Raw genomic sequence first — 19,035 nt, 5'->3', positions numbered from 1 at the left:
TTGATATTTATATATATTTTATATTTCTCTGTACTTTGCCTGACCTATTTCGTAAAGGTCGTTACCCTCGCAATCTATAAGCACGACTGCCGGGAAATCTTCAACTTCAAGTTTTCTGATTGCCTCCGTACCCAAATCGTCATATGCGACAACTTCGGCTTTTTTTATCGATTGTGCAATCAATGCACCCGCACCGCCGATTGCGCCAAGATACACAACTGTATTACGTTTCATTGCGTCAACAACTTCTTTGCTTCTTGCACCCTTGCCTATCATACAGCCAAGTCCGTTATCTAAAAGCATCGGCGTGTACGCGTCCATTCTGCCGGCTGTAGTCGGTCCGCAAGAGCCGATAACTTCGCCGGGTTTTGCAGGACATGGACCTGCATAATAAATCACGTTGTCGGTCAAATCTATCGGGAACGGTATTCCGTTTTTGAAATTTGTCGTCATTCTTTCGTGTGCCGCGTCACGCGCGGTGTATATTGTGCCTGTTATAAGCACGCTGTCGCCTGCTTTCAGGTCTTTAATTTTATCCTTTGTAAATGGTGTTGTGAGTCGTTTTTCCATTTATTCTCCCTCCACTAAAAAATCTTCTACACTTTTTAAAATATAGTTCGCCCCAAGTTTTTCAAAATAACCTCTTGCTCTCTCGCCTTGTATTCCCGTAAGCACCGCACAAAAGTCAGCACCCATCGCCTGTGCCGCCAGAATATCCGCACCTGCGTCGCCGACAACAAGTGTAGTCTTTATTTTCGCTTTATCATAATCGCCGTCAACAATGCGTTTATTGCTGTAATCAGTGCCGTAAAGTGCCTTTAGGAACATATATGGGTGCGGCTTTGTAAGTGCATTGTTGTTAAGCTCTTTTTCAGCCTCGACAACATTATCATAATTACAAAGTCCGTTTTGTGCAAAATACTGCTTTATCCCCCAATTTTCAATCGGCGGCAGCATTTCTATATACGGTCTGCCTGTACCTGTACACACGCGTTTATTTCGGCTTAAAAGACTCATTATTGCAATAAGCTTATTCTTATCGACAATCGGTTCTTCCTTATATAAAAGCCCCGTTTTGCCCGTATTAATCGGTATATAGCCAAAAGTCTTTTCAAACAGTTCATCACCAAGAAACCACGTCTGAAATATATCTCGCATAGTCGTCCACATAGTTCCGTTGCGTTTCAGCCATTCATAATCAAAACCTGTTTTTTCGGCACATTTAATTGCAAGATTATCGTATTCATCAATAATATTGTCTGACAATGACCTTGCATATTCAAGCACTTTGTCAAAATAATTCCAATCAGTTTTTCCGTTGCATATCCATGCTATAAGCACCGTCACATAACCTAAATCCCAATTTGAATTAACGCCCTTGCCTTTTAAAACGCTTATCAGCTCATCGTCTGAAAAAACGCGGCTTCGGATTTTTGAAATATTTTGCATACACTCTGCGGCATTAATTTTTTGACCGCTGTTGTAATTCAGATATTCCCAGACAGTGAGTGCCGCACAATTCCAATAATTCTGTTCACTTGTTATAACACCGTCCATATCAAATATAACGGTATCGTATTTATCAAGAAATTTTGCGAGTTTCATATTTTTAATACTTTGTTCCTTTCAGATTTTATCTGTTTTCAGAAATAGGGACACTAAATTTTAGTGTCCCTATTTAGTGTCCCTAATATTATTCTATTACCCAATCAATTTTTCCGGCTACACCGCTTGTTTTGCCCTTGCGGCTTTCAGATACTTCAAATACCTTATTCAAAGCACTTCCGAAACTACGGTATATTGCCTCCCAAATATGATGTCCGTTATGACCTTTTACAAGGTCAATATGAAGTGTACACATAGCCCCCTGTGCAAAGCCTTCAAGGAATGTTTCCAAATCCTCCGTATCCATTCCCTCGACTTTTTCACTAAGCTCAATACCGTGATAATCAATATCGCAATATGCTCTTGATTCAAAACTCAACGCACATTCCGCTTTTGCCTCGTCTATAATACCGACTGCGTCACCGAAACCTCTCGCACCGTCTGTACGGTCGATATATTCCTTTGCCGCCTTACCAAGTGCAATACCTAAATCTTCACATATAACGTGTGTCAAAACAAATTCATCAAGCTTTAAGTCAACATCAATATTGACCTCACCGCGCCATGCAATATGCTCAATCATATGATTTAAAAACGGTATAGGTGTCTTTATGTACTTTCTGTAATCCTTTTTAAGCGGTGCAAAATCAAGCACAACGTTCATTTCGGATTCGGTTGTTTTTCGGGTAACTTTTATCTTTTCCATTACTTTCTTTCCTTTACTGCCAAACCATGCGTGTCAAATCCTTCGACCTTTGCAAATCTGTAAGCGTAATCTCTTACATTTTCAAAACCGTCTTTTGACGCATAGCCTACTGATGAACGCTTTAAGAAGTCTTGAACACTTACTGATGAATAAGTCTTTGCAAAACCGCCTGTCGGCAAGATTGCGTTAGGACCTAAAACGAAGTTACAAAGTGTTACAGGTGTGTAATCGCCAAGAAGAATTTCACCTGCATTCTTAATCTTAGGAAGTGTATCAAAAGGCTTTTCTGTCATAACTTCCATATGTTCAGGTGCGTATTCGTTTACGAAATCGATTGATTCGTCAAGCGAATTTGTAAGAATTACACCGCCGTATGTTGTAAGGTTTGTTTCTATAAATTCTTTTCTCTTCGGAGAAATCTTTTCAAGCTGTCTGTTTACAATCGGAACAACCTTTTCAACAAGTTCCTTTGAGTGAGTAACAAGAAGTGCGGCACTGTCAGGGCCGTGTTCAGCCTCAATCATCCAGTCAAGAGCAACCTTTTCAGGGTCAGCCTTTTCATCTGCAAGAACAATAATTTCACTCGGACCTGCCGGCAAACCTGCGTCAATATGGTTTGCAAGAACTCTCTTTGCGGCAGTTGCATAACTGTTACCCGGACCAATAATTTTATGACACTTAGGAATTGTTTCAGTACCGTATGCAACGGCTGCAACGGCTTGAATACCGCCTACTTTATATATTTCAGTGATACCGATTATCTTTGCCGCAGCCAAAATAGCGTCGTCAACTTCACCCTTTTCATTCGGAGGTGTTACAACAACAATCTTAGGAACTTTCGCAACAACTGCCGGTATACCAAGCATACACAAAACTGATGGGAATGAACCCTTACCGTGAGGAACATACAGACATACGTCAACTATTGGAGTAGTCTTTTCGCCTACCATAAGTCCGTCATCGACCATAGTAAACCACATTTCCTCCGGAAGTTGCTTTTCATGGAAATCGTATATGTTCTTATAAGCATATTCAATAGCCTCTCTTGTTTCCTTATCAAGGTTATTGTAGCCTGCCTCTATCTCTTCAGGTGTTACTTTCATTTTATCAGCAGTAAGCTGTACACGGTCAAACTTTGCAGTATATTCCAATACTGCCTCGTCACCACGTGCCTTGACATCATCAGAAACTTCTTTGGCAACTTTCATTTGTTCTGTAATATCAAGCTCTGCACGTTTCATTATGAAATCATACTGCTCTTTTGTCATTTTTGAAAGTTCATAAATATTCGGGTTCATTGTCTTCCTCCTAAGTTTATTTGTTCAAGAAATCTTTCATCTTTTCTGCAAAAGATTTCTTTTGTTTATAATTTTTATCTTCTTCAAATTCACGCAAAAGTTCTTTTTGCTTTGAATTAAGGTTTCTCGGCACTTCTACGTTTACGGTAACGTATTGGTCGCCTCTTACCTTACTTCTGATTGACGGAATACCTCTGCCCTTCATTCTGAATTTTGAACCTGTCTGAGTTCCCTCAGGGATTTTCAGCTCAACAGGGCCGTCAAGTGTAGGTACTTGTACGGTTGCACCCAAAGCAGCCTGTACAAATGATATAGGCATATCTATAAATACATTTGTTCCCTCACGTTTAAACATCTGATGCGGATGTACTCTTATTGTAAGAAGTAAGTCGCCGTTAGGACCGCCTTTATCGCCGGCCTCGCCTTTACCCGAAAGTTGAATTGTCTGACCGTCATCAATACCTGCCGGAATATCAACTTCTATCTTCTTCGACTTTCTTACCTTACCTGTACCGCGACAGTCCGGACAAGGATCTTTTACAATCTTACCTTCACCGTGACAGTGCGGACAAGTCGTAACGTTAGTCATATAACCCAGTACAGTTCTTTGTTGTGTACGGATTTGACCTGTTCCGTGACAATGCTGACAAGTTTGTGCAGTCGTACCCCTTTTAGCACCGCTGCCGCCGCAAGTTTCACATTTTTCCTGTGCCTGTATACTCATTTCTCTGTGACAGCCGAATGCCGCTTCTTCAAAAGTTAGATCAATAATCTTACGAATATCAGCACCGCGTTTTGGTCCGTTTCTTCTTTGACCGCCGCCGAATCCTCCGAAACCGCCTCCGAAGAAATCGCCGAATATATCGCCAAAGTCAAAACCGCCGCCGTTAAAGCCACCGCCGCCCGCTCCGAAGTTCGGGTCAACACCTGCGTGTCCGAATTGGTCGTATTTACTTTTCTTTTCAGGGTCAGAAAGCACTTGATAAGCCTCGTTTACCTCCTTAAACTTTTTCTCCGCCTCTTTATTGTTCGGATTAAGGTCAGGATGGTATTTCTTACTCATCTTTCTGAATGCCTTTTTTATTTCATCATCAGAAGCACCCTTTGAAACTCCGAGCACCTCATAATAATCTCTTTTTTCAGCCAATTTTTTCACCTACCTATGATATTATACTACAATATTTTAGTTTTGTAAAGTGTTAATACAAAGGCTCTGTTAAAAGCCTTAAAAGGACGGACATTTGTCCGTCCTTTTAGCGTTTTCATTATTATTGTTGATTGTTATCGTCGTTGTCAACTTCTCTGTAATCAGCCTCATAAACACCGTCATCATTTGGTGCACCCTGTTGTGCATTAGGATCACCCTGCGGATTAGCTTGCTGATACATTTGCTGTGCAACTGCGTAGAACTTTTCTTGAAGTTCGTCTGTAGCCGCCTTAATAGCTGCCGAGTCTGTACCCTTTAGAGCCTCTTTAACCTTGTTTACTTCAGTTTCAACCATTGACTTTGTATTATCGTCAATCTTATCACCTGCATCTTTAACAGCCTTTTCACATTGATATACAAGTGATTCTGCGTTGTTTCTGATTTCAACTTCTTCTTTACGCTTTTTATCTTCTTCAGCGTACTTTTCAGCTTCTTTAACAGCTCTGTCAATATCTTCGTCACTTAGGTTAGAAGATGCTGTAATAGTAATCTTCTGTTCGTTGCCTGTGCCAAGGTCTTTAGCACTTACGTTTACGATACCGTTTGCGTCAATATCGAATGTAACTTCAATCTGTGGCACACCTCTCGGAGCAGGAGCAATTCCTGTTAGATTGAAACGTCCCAAAGTCTTGTTGTACTGAGCCATTTCTCTTTCACCTTGAAGAACGTGTACTTCAACAGAAGTTTGACCGTCTGCGGCAGTTGAGAATATTTGTGATTTGTTTGTAGGGATTGTTGTATTTCTTTCGATAAGCTTTGTAAATACACCACCCATTGTTTCGATACCAAGTGAAAGCGGTGTAACATCAAGTAGAAGAACGCCTGTTTCTTCACCGCCAAGTACACCTGCCTGTCTTGCAGCACCTACTGCAACACATTCGTCAGGGTTGATACCCTTATTAGGCTCTTTGCCCATTTCTTTCTTAACAGCCTCTTGTACAGCAGGAATTCTTGAAGAACCGCCGACAAGAAGGACTTCATCGATTTGTGATGCGTTAAGACCTGCGTCATTCATAGCGTTTCTGATACATGTAAGTGTTCTTGCTACAAGGTCAGCTGTAAGTTCATCAAACTTAGCTTTTGTAAGTGTAATATCCATATGCTTTGGACCTGTTGCGTCAGCTGTGATGAATGGAAGATTAATGTTTGAAGTTGTTGTTGTCGAAAGTTCAATCTTTGACTTTTCAGCAGCCTCTTTTAATCTTTGCATAGCCATCTTATCTGTTGAAAGGTCTACGCCCTCTGTTTTCTTAAATTCGTCAAGCAAGTAGTTGATAATTGCCTGGTCGAAATCGTCACCGCCAAGGTGAGTATCACCGTTTGTTGAAAGAACTTCAAATACGCCGTCATCAATATCAAGGATAGATACATCGAATGTACCGCCGCCAAGGTCGTATACCATTACTTTCTTACCTGTGTCGCTTACGCCGTATGCAAGAGCTGCGGCAGTAGGCTCGTTGATAATTCTCAAAACTTCAAGACCTGCAATCTTACCTGCGTCCTTTGTAGCCTGACGCTGTGAGTCGTTGAAGTAAGCAGGAACTGTGATAACAGCCTGTGTTACAGTTTCACCAAGATAGCTTTCTGCATCTTGCTTTAACTTTGTAAGAATCATTGCCGAGATTTCTTGTGGTGTATAAGCTTTACCGTCGATTGTAACTTTTTCGCTTGTACCCATTTTTCTCTTAATTGACATAATTGTTCTGTCAGCATTTGTTACGGCTTGACGCTTTGCAACCTGACCTACAATTCTTTCACCGTCTTTTTGGAATGCAACAACTGAAGGAGTTGTTCTTGCACCTTCGCTATTAGTGATAACATTAGGGTTACCGCCTTCCATAACAGCCACACAACTGTTTGTTGTACCTAAGTCTATACCTATAATCTTTCCCATTTTTAATTCCTCCTAATTTATAATTAATTTGCTACTTTTACCATACTGTGTCTGACTACTCGGCCGTCCTTATATATGTAGCCTTTCATCAAATCCTCGACAACCGTATTGTCATCGATTGTTTCATCTTCAATGTGCATAACCGCATTATGAAGATTAGGGTCAAATTGTTCACCCTCTGCCTTAATCGGCGTAACGCCCAACTTTGAAAGTGTTTCATTGAACTGTTTTAAAACCATTTCAATACCGTCTTTCATTTTTTGACCGTCCTCCGACTGAACTTCAGTCGCAAGCGCTCTTTCAAGGTTGTCGCCTATCGAAAGAATTGCACCGACCGTATCAATTACCGCGTCACCGTAACGCATATCTTTTTCACGCTGCGAACGCTTTTGGTAGTTGTCATATTCGGCATACAGACGCATATATTTATCAGTCTGTTCTTTCAGCTTTTCTTCAAGGACTTCCTCGTTTGACTTTTCTGCCTCTTTAGGTTCAGCCGTTTTTTCTGTTTCTTTATCTAATGTCTCCTCATTGACTTCCTCATTCTTCTTAGCCATCTGATTACCCCTTTCTCTACTCATCACTTATATATTCGTTGAGTATTTTATCTATTTCATTTGAAATAAGGTCAAGGCTTGCAAAAACCTTTGAATAATTCATTCGTTTAGGTCCGATAACTCCGATTTTTCCGGCTTTTTTATTGCCAAGTGAATAATTGATAGTTACCAATGAGCAATCCTGCAATATTTCAAAATCGTTTTCTTTACCGATTTTAGCCTCAATTCCGTCAGCGTCGCTTGAGGCAACAAGCTTTTTCAAATTTTCTTTGTCATCAAGGAAAGTAAATATCTTTTCCGCTTTTTCAACATCGTTGTATTCGGGATATTTCAATATTGACTTTGCATTGTTGACATATATTTCTGTTTCACCGCTGTCCGTTATCGTTTCATACACAAAGTGCATTATATCAATCAAAACTTTCGGATGAAGTGAAAGTCTGTTTTCAATATCTTTTTGAATATCCTGTATCTTATCAAACGTTATCTCTCCGGCTTTAAGTCCGGCAAGATGTTCGTTTAATATATTTGCAAGTGACATACACGTTGCACTGTCAATGTCGATATTCATTACCTTGTTTCTTACAGTTCTTGTTACAACAATAAGCATTACCGTTTGCGTGGCAATCGGCACAAGGTCAATCTTGTTAATTTCAAATTCCTGCTCCTTAGGCGCTGTAACAACCGTTGTATATTCGGTAAGATTTGACGCTATTGCACCGGCATATCTAATCAGCTTTTCAAGCTGACTGACACGCGTTTCAAGTACGCTTTGCAGCTGTGCAACTGCCTCCATACCTATCTTATACTTCCGCATTAGCGAATTAACGTAAAATCTGTATCCCTCATCTGACGGAATACGTCCCGCCGAAGTATGCGGTTGTATCAGATAACCCATTTCTTCAAGGTCTGCCATTTCATTACGGATTGTCGCGCTGGACAAACCCAAGTTTTCCTTTTTTGAAATCGACCTTGAACCGACAGGTTCAGCAGTGCCTATATATTCATCAATGATTGCTTGCAGGATTTTTCTTTTTCTGTCGTTCAAATCCATATACAAACATTCCTTTCTATCTTTAAACAAGATGTCATATAAGCATTTTCTTGTTAGCACTCATACACCTTGAGTGCTAACAATTATAAGATACCACTATTATACCCGATTGTCAAGTGATTAATATAACTTTTCATAAAATGTTCATAAATTATCCCATATTGCCAAATTTCTTATACAAACTCGCACAAAATCGAGTTTGACACGTTAATCCCGTCCAATGTAAGACTGTATCTTCCGTCAATATATTGCATAAGTCCGAGCTTTATAAATTTATCAAATTCACTAGCGAATACATCATTTATATCCTTGCCGAAACGCGACTTAAAATCAGTTTCGCTCACTCCCCTGTTCATACGAAGTCCGGTAATCATAAATTCTGCTATCTTATCATTTTCGGTCAATTCAATTACTTCCTTTTCCGCACCGCCGATATATTCGTTTATGTCGGACGTGTTGTAAAAACGGCAGTTTCCGATATATGAATGTGCCGCCGTACCTAAGCCGATATACTCCTCACCTGTCCAATACTTCACGTTATGCCTGCACTCGTATCCGTCCTTTGCGAAATTCGATATTTCATATTGCTTAAAGCCGTTCTTACTGAGAAAATCGACTGTATACATATACATTTCTCTGTCAGTATCTTCATTCGGAATATCAAGCAGTCCTTTTGAATATTCCTTTTCAATAGGTGTTCCGTCCTCTATTATAAGACTGTATGCCGATATATGCTTTACAGGCAAGCTGACAGCTGTGTTTAAAGTATTTTTTAAGCTCTCAAATGTCTGTGACGGAAGTGCGGTCATAATGTCAAGATTTATATTTTGAAAACCCATTTTATCTAAATGACAAATTGTATTATATGCCGTCTTTGCGTCGTGTATTCTTCCGATTTTTTTCAGTTCATCATCATTGAACGATTGTACACCTACGCTTATGCGATTTATACCGCCGTTTAACATTGCTTTAATTTTATCATCATCTATTGTTCCCGGATTTGCCTCTGTCGTAAATTCGCAGTCACTTGCAGCGTCAAATACATCAAAACACATTTTCGTAACTTCTTCGATTTGTTTCGGTGTTAAAATTGACGGTGTACCGCCGCCGATAAATATCGTATCAATTTTTTCTCCCCTGTATTGTTCCGCCTCACGCTTTAGCGCGTCAACGTATTTGTCCGCCGTATCCTCCATACACGGAAATGATACAAAATCACAATACTTGCATTTTTGTTTGCAAAACGGTATGTGAATATAAAGTCCTTTCATAAGTCACCTCAATAAAAAAAGGACTTAACAGTCCTTTTTTATTCAATTCAATATTAATGTTCGTGTCCGCAGTCGCAGTCGTCATCGTCACAATCGCAATCAAACTCAAGTTCGATTTCTTCGTGACAGTTCGGACATACGATAGCGTTATCATCGTCAATCATATCAAAATCAATCATAACGTCTTCACCGCAGTTCGGACATTGAATTTCAAAATAATCATTTCCGTCACTGTCGTAATCATCGTCATCATAATCGTCGATATAATCATCGTCGTCATCGTCATCATAATCGTCATACTCATCGTCACCGTACAAATCGTCGGCAATTTCAAGTACACAATCATCAAGCTCGTCAACAACATCTTCAACATCATCAACTCTTGAGTTTAATTCTTCAATAGTATCAGCCATTTCAGACATAACATCAAGCAATTTGATAATAAGCTTACCTTCGTCACTCTTTGGGCTAAGGTCAAGACCGTCTGCATAACCCTTTAGATATGAAACTTTTTTAATTAAATCTTCCATAATTAATCTCCTTTCATTCAAAAGGCTGAAAGAAAATTGTTCACAACACAAAATAAGTGCCGTGTGCGATTTTATTCAGACTTATTTTACTCTTTCCATGTATTCGCCTGTTCTTGTGTCTACTCTGATAACTTCGTTCATATCAACGAATAGAGGTACTTGAATTGTAGCACCTGTTTCAAGAGTAGCAGGCTTTGTAGCGTTTGTAGATGTGTTACCTGCGAAACCAGGTTCTGTATCAACAACTTCAAGTTCAACGAATGTAGGCGGTTCAACACCGAATACGTTACCCTTGTAAGACATAACCTTACATACGTCATTTTCCTTAACGAACTTCATTTGTTCTTCGATTTCTGACTTAGCAATGTCAAGCATATCGAATGTTTCGTTGTCCATAAAATGATAGAAATCGTCATCACCGTATGAATAAGCCATATCCTTTCTGTCGATATGAGCTTCTTCAAACTTTTCTGTAGGTCTGAATGTCTTTTCAACGACACCGCCGCTGATTATGTTCTTAAGCTTTGTTCTTACGAAAGCAGCACCCTTACCAGGCTTAACGTGCTGAAATTCTACGATTTGAAATACATTACCTTCGTGTTCAAAGGTTCTGCCATTTCTAAATTCACCAGCTGTAATCATAAATTAATCCTCCTGAATCTTTTGTAATTTAATATTAATAATTATATTTTAATATATTTTGTCTAAAAAATCAAGTATTTATTAGTTTTTTTTCCTTTTTATTATTACAGGTTTAAAACTTGTAAATTAATAAAATGATATTAGCGTACTATCGCCGTTCTGCTATCGGCATCCCAATCTACGTCATATCCCATATTTTCCGAAAGGAAACGTAGCGGTACCATTGTTTTATCATTTATCAATCTTGCAGGCACGTCCATTTTAGCGGGTTTATTATTTATTCTTGCGTTGACGTTATCTATTGAAAATGTTATTTCTTTATCACCAAGCGTCGCAGTTGCTGTTTTCGTTTTTCCGTCCCATTCAACATCTGCTCCCATTTGCTCGAACAAAAACCTCATAGGCACAAGCGTGCTGCCGTCCTCGATAACCGGCGGTACGTCAAAGCCGAGAATATTACCGTTAAACTCAATATAAGGCGTATCCGACGGGCATTTTTCATTTAATACATCTTCAATATCTGCCATATCATATTCTATTAATCTTTTTCTTGTCTGTAAAACAAGTTTATCTTTCCACAAAGTACAATTAAAAATATGTTCATCATCACTGTCTGCAGGGATTGCTATATCAACAGAATATACACCGTCACGAGATATTCTGAATGTATCAACATTATCATATTGTGTTTCAACATAGATATTACCCTTTGCTTTATAGTAACATGTTATAGGTCTTTCTTGCACAACTTTAATTAAATCCGACTTATTTTTTTCTATGAACATATCTTTTACTTCAAATCTGTAATCACTTGCATTAAAATTTACCAACTCTCCTTGAAATACAAGATAATTTCTGCCATTGCTTTGTGGCATACTACTCCTTTCATTATCAATTTGCCAATCAATTGCATCATAAGAATAGTAAATAGTATTTTTACTTTCAAATTCTTGTGGTCCTAATTGTGTGTATTCCTGTGTTTCAATATAATAAATACCGTCTATATATTCAAAATCGGTTAACGGTTTATCCAACTGAAATTCGCTTACCAAATTAAAATTTTCATCAAATGTATATATTGGTTTAATTATCGGACCATGTGTTCTTGTCATTTTATCTATAATTATAGAAGGGGTGAAAATTTCATCATATACAATATATTTATCCCCATAATGCTTAATGTTTGTCACATACTGGTGGCGAATTTTTCTACGTACCTCATAGCTAAGATCCATATCACTCCACTCTACCAAATCATCGGATTTTGTAAATTTAGTATCAAAGAGAGAGCATTGTATAAATTCAGTACCCGTCCACCAAAAGAAGTTCCCTTCTTGATTTGACAGAACATGTATATTATGGTAGTCAAAATAAGCATCTCTAATCTTATCATAACTATTTGCTTTTAAAACTACTGTTTCTGCATTGGCACTTAATGTTGTTGATAATAAAACAATAAATAATAATCCTATCATAAACTTTTTCATTCTTTTATCCTCCCCACAATACAAAAAGGGTGCAAAGTCTTATTTGTTGTCAAAGACTTTACACCCTTTAATAAATCATTATGTCCTATGCTGTTTTGTTTAATTCAGCCTTTAACTGATTGATTTTACTGTCTATTTTATCAGTTGTTATTAATATATTTACATTATAACATATATTTTTCAAACTGTAAATACTTTGTCAGTTAAAAACTGCAAGATACATTATCTCGTGCAATGCGATTGGATATATTCGTCAAGTATTTTTGCCGCAAGACCGACTTTATCTTCGCAAGTGCGTTTCTTATAATATTCTTCTGTTCTCTTTGACGGAACGGGACTGTTATCTTTTCCGTCAAGTCCTAAAAGTTCTCGGCATATAATAGAGCCTGTTTCCGCTTTAAATTGATTTGCGAGTTCCTGTACAAGTGCGTAGGTATCTTTTTTACCCTCATAATCTTTCGCGTCGTCATATCCGTACAAAATTCCGATAACCATAAACATTCCCGTTACAGCACCGCAAACTTCTCTCATTCTGCCCATTCCGCCGCCGAATGATGACGCAAGTCTCAGTGCCGTCTTTTTATCCATTTCCATCAAGTCGCTAAACGCCGCCACCATTGCCTGTGAGCAGTTGTATCCCTCTTTAAATGCCTGTCTGGCAAGTTCTTCTCTTTTGTTCATATTAATCACCTTACGTTTTTATTTTAATTATACCACACCTGTCAACAAAAAAACTGCGAGCAACAATACCCGCAGTTTTTCACATTATTCAGCTGTTAATCTTTCATATTCAGCCTGTGTAATCGGCATTACAGTACCGTGACGATATGTACCGTCAAACGAGAAGTCTGAATCTGCCGTAAATTCACCCTTTGTAATATCGGTTGTTACAAAAGGCTTATAGCCCTTACTCTTTGAGAAGTAGTCAAGAAGTAAGCACCATTCATTTTTACCGTTTAATTTATAAATTGTAGGACCTTCATAACCTGTCATACTACTCAAATTATAGTTTGCAACATCTTTCCAATCACCGCTTAGAGATGTACACTCCTGCATTGTGATACTTGATTTTGCCTCATTCTTTGTAAATCTGTAATATGTACCCTCATGGTCGATAATAGTTGTATCAATAACCGCGTTAGGCTCTTCTATATACAATTCAGGAGCAGAGAATGTCTTGAAGTCCTTTGTATAACTTCTGTAAATTCTGTACTTTTGATAGCTGTCATCGCTTACAACCGATGCCCAGAATACCATATATTCATCCTTTTCAGGATCATAGCAAGCCTCCGGCGCCCATGTACAACCGGCATTGTCATTATTAATCTTTACAAGGCTTGCCTCGCTCCAATTAACAAGGTCACTGCTTTCCCATACAACAATGCTCTTTGAGCCTTGCTGTGCGGCGGCTGTCCAGTTATTCTTTAAGTTATAGACGCTTAGGTCTGTTGCGATAATAAAGAACTTACCGTCCTCACCGCGAAGAATATACGGGTCACGAACGCCCTGTGTACCGACATTACTTGTCAAATACGGTTGTTTATTATTAAGCGTTGTCCATGTCTTACCGTCTTTTGATACTGAGAAATAGATTTGTTCACGAGTTGCGTCCTCTTGTGTATCAACGAAGTGAACAAATAAGTACGCACTCATATCATCAAGGTTCTTAATATTAATTGTCTTTTCCACCTTTTTCTTTTCTGTTGTTCCGTCTGATAATGTTGCTGTTATTTTATACTTACCTACTTCAAGATTATCAAAACTGCCTGCCGCATTTGTCTGCTCTGTTCCGACTGCCGTACCGTCTGAATCAGCCAATGAAACCTTTACGGCATACTTATCTTTCGTCGAATCACAGTCACTTGCATAAACGATTTTATTTCCGTCGGCATATGCTTTGAAACTGTCAATAACCGCTGTATATCCCAATACAGTTACGTCGAATTTTCTTGTAAATTCAACACCGTCTTTTGTCATTTTTGCAGTCAAAATAGCTGTTTTTGTTTCGTCACTTCTTGTAATCTTACCTGCCGTTGTAACCACAGCAGCGTCTGAAGTTGACCATGTAACGCCATTTTGCGTAGGGATTGTAATGTCAGATGTAACAGCTGTCAAATCACCCAAATCAAGTGAATTTAAAGGATTTTCGTAAGCATAGTTATAGATTACAAAATCATCTATATAACCTGTTGCATACTCGCCAGAACCCCAGTTAGCCTTACCGATATATGCAACTGAATTTTTCCCGAGCATATCCGAAATATTAACTGTTGAATTAACACTGTTTGTTCTTGTTCCGTTTACATAAACATCCGTTACGCCGTCGGCAATCGAAATGATTACATCGTTCCATTCATTTGTGTTATACGCACCTTTTGCCGCCTCACTTCTTGTACCGGAATTATTATATCTTTCAAATGTAAGTGTGCCGTTGTTTGTCATTGCACCAAGATACTGTTCTTTTTGATATGTCTGTGCACTGCTGTTTGGTGAGGCAAAGAACCACCATGATGTTGTTGTGGTTGTCGGCTTAACCTTAAATGAAATTGTGATATTTTTCTGACCTGTCAAAAGCGAATTGCCGTTTGCGTCTGTAAGCGTAACAACCGTTCCGCTTGTTCCGTCAAACTGAATACACTTCTTATTGTCAACCGTAACAAATTTCGGTGTACCTGTTGCCTTGCCGTATGATGATGTACTTGTTAAGTCGCCGTTATCAAAATTCATATTGATAAGCTCGCCGCTTTCAGGAACCGTCGGTGCTGCGGTTGGTTCAGGAGTCGGCGTCGGTGCCGCCAACTCACTGCTGTATGATATTACATCTGCGTCAAAGTTATCATATGAAACAACTCTTCCTCTTGCACCGTTGTATGAACCTGTTAATTCAAGCGATTTAACGCTTATAGGTGTGCTTATTGTTCCTGTGTAGCTTACATCAGTCTCACCGCCTGTAAAGCTTACGCTTGCCGAACCTGTTCCGTCTATTATGATTTCTACCTTTTTATTAAGTCCCATATTGTTTGCGTACTTCTGCGATGAGGTCTGCCAACCGTTTGCACCACGCAATTTACCGTTTTTGACATCAGTTGATGTACACTGAATTACCGGTTTTTCCGAATTGGCAAGTACATCTGTACCTCCGATACGCATTTGATTAAGATTATATCCGCCGCCTGTGATTGTAAATCCTACAACCTCGTTGCCGTCTGCGTCTTTAACAGAGAATGTATTTTCCTTACCGTTCTGCTCCCAACCTGAGAACATATCGAATGTAAGTCTGAATTTATCCTTGCTTGTAAGTGACTTTGCCTCTGAAAGTTCTGCTTTTGCAGTTGCTTTAACAGGAACAAATACGTTACCGAATCTTTCAAGACCTGTTGCATATACTTGATTTCCGTCTGCCGACAAATCTCCTGCACTTGCATTAAAGATATTTGTTGAATCTTCAAAATCATCGCTCATTTCATCAATATCCGTAACGCTCGGTGCTCCGACTGCCGTTTCCTCCGACGGAGTTGCATCAACCAAAAATTCTGCGATATTTGTCATATTAGTATCGTTAGTATATCTGAAGTAACGATATGCGTTTTGATCAGCCAAATCTGTACTGCTTATTGTTGTGTACTGACCTGACGGAATTGCCGTACTTATTGTATACAAATCAGTCCATGTTATGCCATCGTTTGAAGCCTGAACTTTACCGTCCTTTGTTCTTTCAGGCATACCGTTTCCGCTTCTTGCGGCAAGTTTTACGTTGTTTACTTTAACAGTCTTGCCGAAGTCGTACATTACATAGCCGTTTTGTACGCCGTCAAAATATGTATTAAGATCGCCGTCTGCCGCTTTACGATAATCGTTAGCGTCACTCGGTGCTGTTGTGGCATTTCCCCATGAAGCCGTTCCGCTTAGAGTATACATTGTTACCTTAATATCTTTTGTAGCCTTAACGTCACCGATTGTCGCCGTTATTGTAACTGTTCCTGCTGACACGCCTGTTACTGTACCGTCTTGTGAAACAGTTGCAACTTTTTCATCACTTACGCTCCAAACAGGTGTACCCTCTGCATTTGTGTCAAGAGTATATTGTGATGTTTTGCCGACGCTCACGGTTGCCGCACCTGAAATTGTCGCATAAACAGTGATGTCATAAGTTTTTGAAGTTGTATAGTCTCCTACCTTAACCGTAACAGTTACCTTGCCCGGTTTCTTAGCCTTCAAAAGACCTGTCTGAGAAATTTCGGCAATACCGTTTTCAGTTGCGTCACTGTCAACAGACCAAGTAACATCACCTTTTAAATTTGTGCCAAGTGCAAGTTGTACCTCGTCACCGCGTTTAATTTCAACATCACTGCCTGTAATAACCGCATAATCCGTTCCAAGCTGTGAAGTAGTGTTTGTTACAGTCGCTTTCGGAGTAACTCCGTCCCATGCCATAAATTTGAATGTACAGTCTGTAAAGTCACCTGTTAGTTCTCCTGTCGGTTGGTTTACCGTAACAGCTTTTAGTAAACCGTTCTTATCATACACTGCAAAATATTGGTTATATCCGTTCAATGTTTCGCTCGGTGTATAGCTGTATTTTAGACCTGTGCTTGTAGGTTCAAAACTTGTAACCTTTGCACCTGTTTCAATCAAATATGTTGTTACTGTATTTGCTTTTAAAGTTGTAGTAAGAGTTTTTCCGTCAAGTACGGCACCGTCTTTGATTTCTGCCCACTTTTCCTTGCCTGCCATATCTGTTCTGATTTCTCTTACGTTTGTACCTACCGTATTAAATCCCGAAAGGTCAAATACATAATTAACATCAGACGAATTTGCACCGTTGTTTGCTACGATTTTAATATCGCCTGTATTTTTGTTGTATGCGGCAAGTGTGTTTGCCGATGAGGCGATAATTGTATCACCCGGATTTATGTACTTTGTAAATTGACCGTATGTGTAATACTTATTTGTAAGTACCAATTCTTCGTTATCATGGTCTGCCATACCTACGCCCCATACACTGCCTGTGTATGCCAAAGAATTGTTAGCCTCCGTCTTGTTTCCGCTCGTCGGGTCTACGAATTTTGAGTCCTTATGGAAGTCCACTATATCCCACATTACCCATGCGGACGGTTGCATACCGTTCATATCTTCGATAATCATACTTGCAAGAGTTGCACCGTTACCGCCCTTGTCAACTTCACTCTGCCATAGGTTTTTGCCGAGTTCAAGTGCCTTTGCCTTAACCTGTGCGTGATAGCCACGGTCTGAATATGTGTGAGTATCAACTCTGCCAAGTGCAGTCTTTGCCTCGTCTGTAAGACTTCCGAGATTGTTTGCGGTTTTCTTCAAACTTGTTTCGTCCATACCTGCCACAAGTACGTCCGTAAATCCTGCATTGTCAAGTGCTTTTCTTGTTTCCGTAATCATCTTTGACTGACTTGCACCCGGATCAAAGTGACAGCCCTCTTGTTTTGGTGAGCCGTAACCCCAATAATCCGTATCAGGCTCATTCATAGGCGAATAGCTCTTAAACTCTATGCCGTTATCTTTGAAAAGCTTTGTTGCGTCTGCAATAAACTTGGCAAAATCATCATACATATCGTCATTTAAGTTATTCAATTTTCCGTTTGACGTAACCGTTCCATCACTGTTTACAGTACCGCCGCCGCTTGTACAGCCTGTTTTAGTCATAAAATACGGCGCGGAATTTGAAAATCCTTCAAAATATAAATCAGGATTTGCTTTTAGTGCCGCTTTTGCGATATTTAATTGGTTTTGGTCTTTCGTGATGTCATATGTAATGCTCTCTACATCTTTGCCGTCACTTGACAATTTGTAATCACTGTACACGCCGGGTACTTTTGAGTCAGAACGGTTGATGTGATTATGTGTCGGATCGTCACCGCCGCCTAAGTTGTAACGTGCGATGTCAAGTCCTAATCCCTCGTCTGAGAAAAATGCCTCTGCCGCCGCATTGGTAAGTTTTTCACTGTAACCTAGTCTGTTTGCCCACCAGCAAAGTGCAGTACCCCAGCCTTGGAACTCACCGTTGTTAAAAGGTGATGCGTCAGCCGGATTAAGCTGTACATATGTCGGTTTTGTATCTTGAGCAGATGCACTGATTAAGCCGCCAAAAGGAAGCATAGCACATGCCAAGATTGTGCTTATAATCTTTTTCTTATTCATTGGTTTTTTCTCCTCCTTAAGATTACATTATCCGTTAATTATATTATAGCACTCCCACATAGTGCATTACAATTATAAGATTTCTAAAACAGTTGTAAATTTTCTAACTGTTTTGCTTTACTTTTGTACTTAGATATTTTATAATAGATATTAGATTAAAGACGCGTCTGTTAACACTTTGCCGACAGACTCAACAGATATATTGGAGGCGGATAATATGTTCAAACCTGTATCAGCAAAAGAAGAACGACTTTTACCGGTGTATGTCTACGGCTCGGAATCGCTTGAACATCAAGCACAAATAAGTCGCGGCAAAGGTTTTATGCTACATTCTCAAATTTCCGTTTGTTACAGCGGAGAAGGTGTTTTTACAGACCATAACAATGTTTCGCACAAAGTTCAGAGCGGAGATATTATGTACTTTACTTCCGCAACATCAAATTCATATAAGCCCACCTCTGTTCCATGGAAAACAGACTACATCGTTATGGGCGGATATGCTCTGATTGAGCTTATGATGTTTTTGGGATATTCAAAAAGCGGTGTAATTCATCTTACCGAAAATATTAAAGAAAAAGTATATCAAAATTTTAAAACAATTATTGAACTAAAC

The 19,035-nt window shown here is 39.3% G+C and carries 15 protein-coding genes; 1 reads left to right on the top strand and 14 read right to left on the bottom strand.

Going from position 1 to position 19,035, the window contains the following annotated elements:
• Window positions 1-18: 18 nt before the first annotated feature.
• The 14 genes from ACLTU0_RS01280 to ACLTU0_RS01215 all read right to left on the bottom strand — a co-directional run bounded on the left by ACLTU0_RS01280 (window position 19) and on the right by ACLTU0_RS01215 (window position 18,422).
• Complete coding sequence (locus ACLTU0_RS01280) at window positions 19-570, bottom strand: Fe-S-containing hydro-lyase (RefSeq protein WP_412321086.1); 552 nt, start codon at window positions 568-570, stop codon at window positions 19-21.
• A complete protein-coding gene (locus tag ACLTU0_RS01275) occupies window positions 571-1,605 on the bottom strand; it encodes an HAD family hydrolase (protein ID WP_412321084.1) in 1,035 nt (344 codons plus the stop codon).
• 88 nt (window positions 1,606-1,693) lie between these two features.
• A complete protein-coding gene (locus ACLTU0_RS01270) occupies window positions 1,694-2,311 on the bottom strand; it encodes an imidazoleglycerol-phosphate dehydratase (RefSeq protein WP_022229878.1) in 618 nt (205 codons plus the stop codon).
• The gene (gene hisD, locus ACLTU0_RS01265) at window positions 2,311-3,609 is read right to left on the bottom strand and encodes a histidinol dehydrogenase (RefSeq protein ID WP_022229877.1); all 1,299 of its coding nucleotides are present in this window, start codon (window positions 3,607-3,609) and stop codon (window positions 2,311-2,313) included. The genes ACLTU0_RS01270 and hisD overlap by 1 nt, the downstream gene beginning before the upstream one ends.
• Before the next feature lie 16 nt (window positions 3,610-3,625).
• Window positions 3,626-4,756 carry a molecular chaperone DnaJ gene (gene dnaJ / locus ACLTU0_RS01260; protein ID WP_412321083.1) on the bottom strand — a complete coding sequence of 377 codons (1,131 nt, stop codon included), beginning with the start codon at window positions 4,754-4,756 and terminating at the stop codon, window positions 3,626-3,628.
• Window positions 4,757-4,877: 121 nt separating this feature from the next.
• Window positions 4,878-6,710, bottom strand: coding sequence for a molecular chaperone DnaK (gene dnaK / locus ACLTU0_RS01255; RefSeq protein ID WP_022229875.1), 1,833 nt, complete (start codon window positions 6,708-6,710; stop codon window positions 4,878-4,880).
• A gap of 23 nt (window positions 6,711-6,733) precedes the next feature.
• The gene (gene grpE, locus ACLTU0_RS01250) at window positions 6,734-7,267 is read right to left on the bottom strand and encodes a nucleotide exchange factor GrpE (protein WP_308456201.1); all 534 of its coding nucleotides are present in this window, start codon (window positions 7,265-7,267) and stop codon (window positions 6,734-6,736) included.
• A 16-nt stretch (window positions 7,268-7,283) separates the two neighbouring features.
• Window positions 7,284-8,321, bottom strand: coding sequence for a heat-inducible transcriptional repressor HrcA (gene hrcA, locus ACLTU0_RS01245; RefSeq protein ID WP_147513624.1), 1,038 nt, complete (start codon window positions 8,319-8,321; stop codon window positions 7,284-7,286).
• 173 nt (window positions 8,322-8,494) lie between these two features.
• Window positions 8,495-9,592, bottom strand: coding sequence for a radical SAM family heme chaperone HemW (gene hemW, locus ACLTU0_RS01240; RefSeq protein WP_412293688.1), 1,098 nt, complete (start codon window positions 9,590-9,592; stop codon window positions 8,495-8,497).
• Between the two features lie 53 nt (window positions 9,593-9,645).
• Window positions 9,646-10,122: a CD1247 N-terminal domain-containing protein gene (locus tag ACLTU0_RS01235; RefSeq protein ID WP_117964874.1), complete on the bottom strand. Its 477-nt coding sequence runs from the start codon at window positions 10,120-10,122 to the stop codon at window positions 9,646-9,648.
• Between the two features lie 81 nt (window positions 10,123-10,203).
• Window positions 10,204-10,764 carry an elongation factor P gene (efp, locus tag ACLTU0_RS01230; protein ID WP_022229870.1) on the bottom strand — a complete coding sequence of 187 codons (561 nt, stop codon included), beginning with the start codon at window positions 10,762-10,764 and terminating at the stop codon, window positions 10,204-10,206.
• A 140-nt stretch (window positions 10,765-10,904) separates the two neighbouring features.
• A complete protein-coding gene (locus ACLTU0_RS01225) occupies window positions 10,905-12,251 on the bottom strand; it encodes a copper amine oxidase N-terminal domain-containing protein (protein WP_412321082.1) in 1,347 nt (448 codons plus the stop codon).
• Window positions 12,252-12,473: 222 nt separating this feature from the next.
• Window positions 12,474-12,932 carry a C-GCAxxG-C-C family protein gene (locus ACLTU0_RS01220; protein ID WP_412321080.1) on the bottom strand — a complete coding sequence of 153 codons (459 nt, stop codon included), beginning with the start codon at window positions 12,930-12,932 and terminating at the stop codon, window positions 12,474-12,476.
• A gap of 84 nt (window positions 12,933-13,016) precedes the next feature.
• Entirely contained in the window at window positions 13,017-18,422 is a 5,406-nt protein-coding gene (locus ACLTU0_RS01215) for a LamG-like jellyroll fold domain-containing protein (protein WP_412321078.1), read from the bottom strand.
• A gap of 217 nt (window positions 18,423-18,639) precedes the next feature.
• Between ACLTU0_RS01215 and ACLTU0_RS01210 the strand changes: the two genes are divergently transcribed.
• The coding region (locus ACLTU0_RS01210; protein ID WP_412321076.1) for a hypothetical protein at window positions 18,640-19,035 on the top strand (396 nt) is incomplete at its 3' end.

It is taken from the genome of Hominilimicola sp. (genome assembly GCF_046972485.1).
GTDB lineage: Bacteria > Bacillota > Clostridia > UBA1381 > UBA1381 > Hominilimicola > Hominilimicola fabiformis.
The sequence above is the reverse complement of the archived record's forward strand: the minus strand, read 5'-3'. Positions and strand labels throughout refer to the sequence as shown.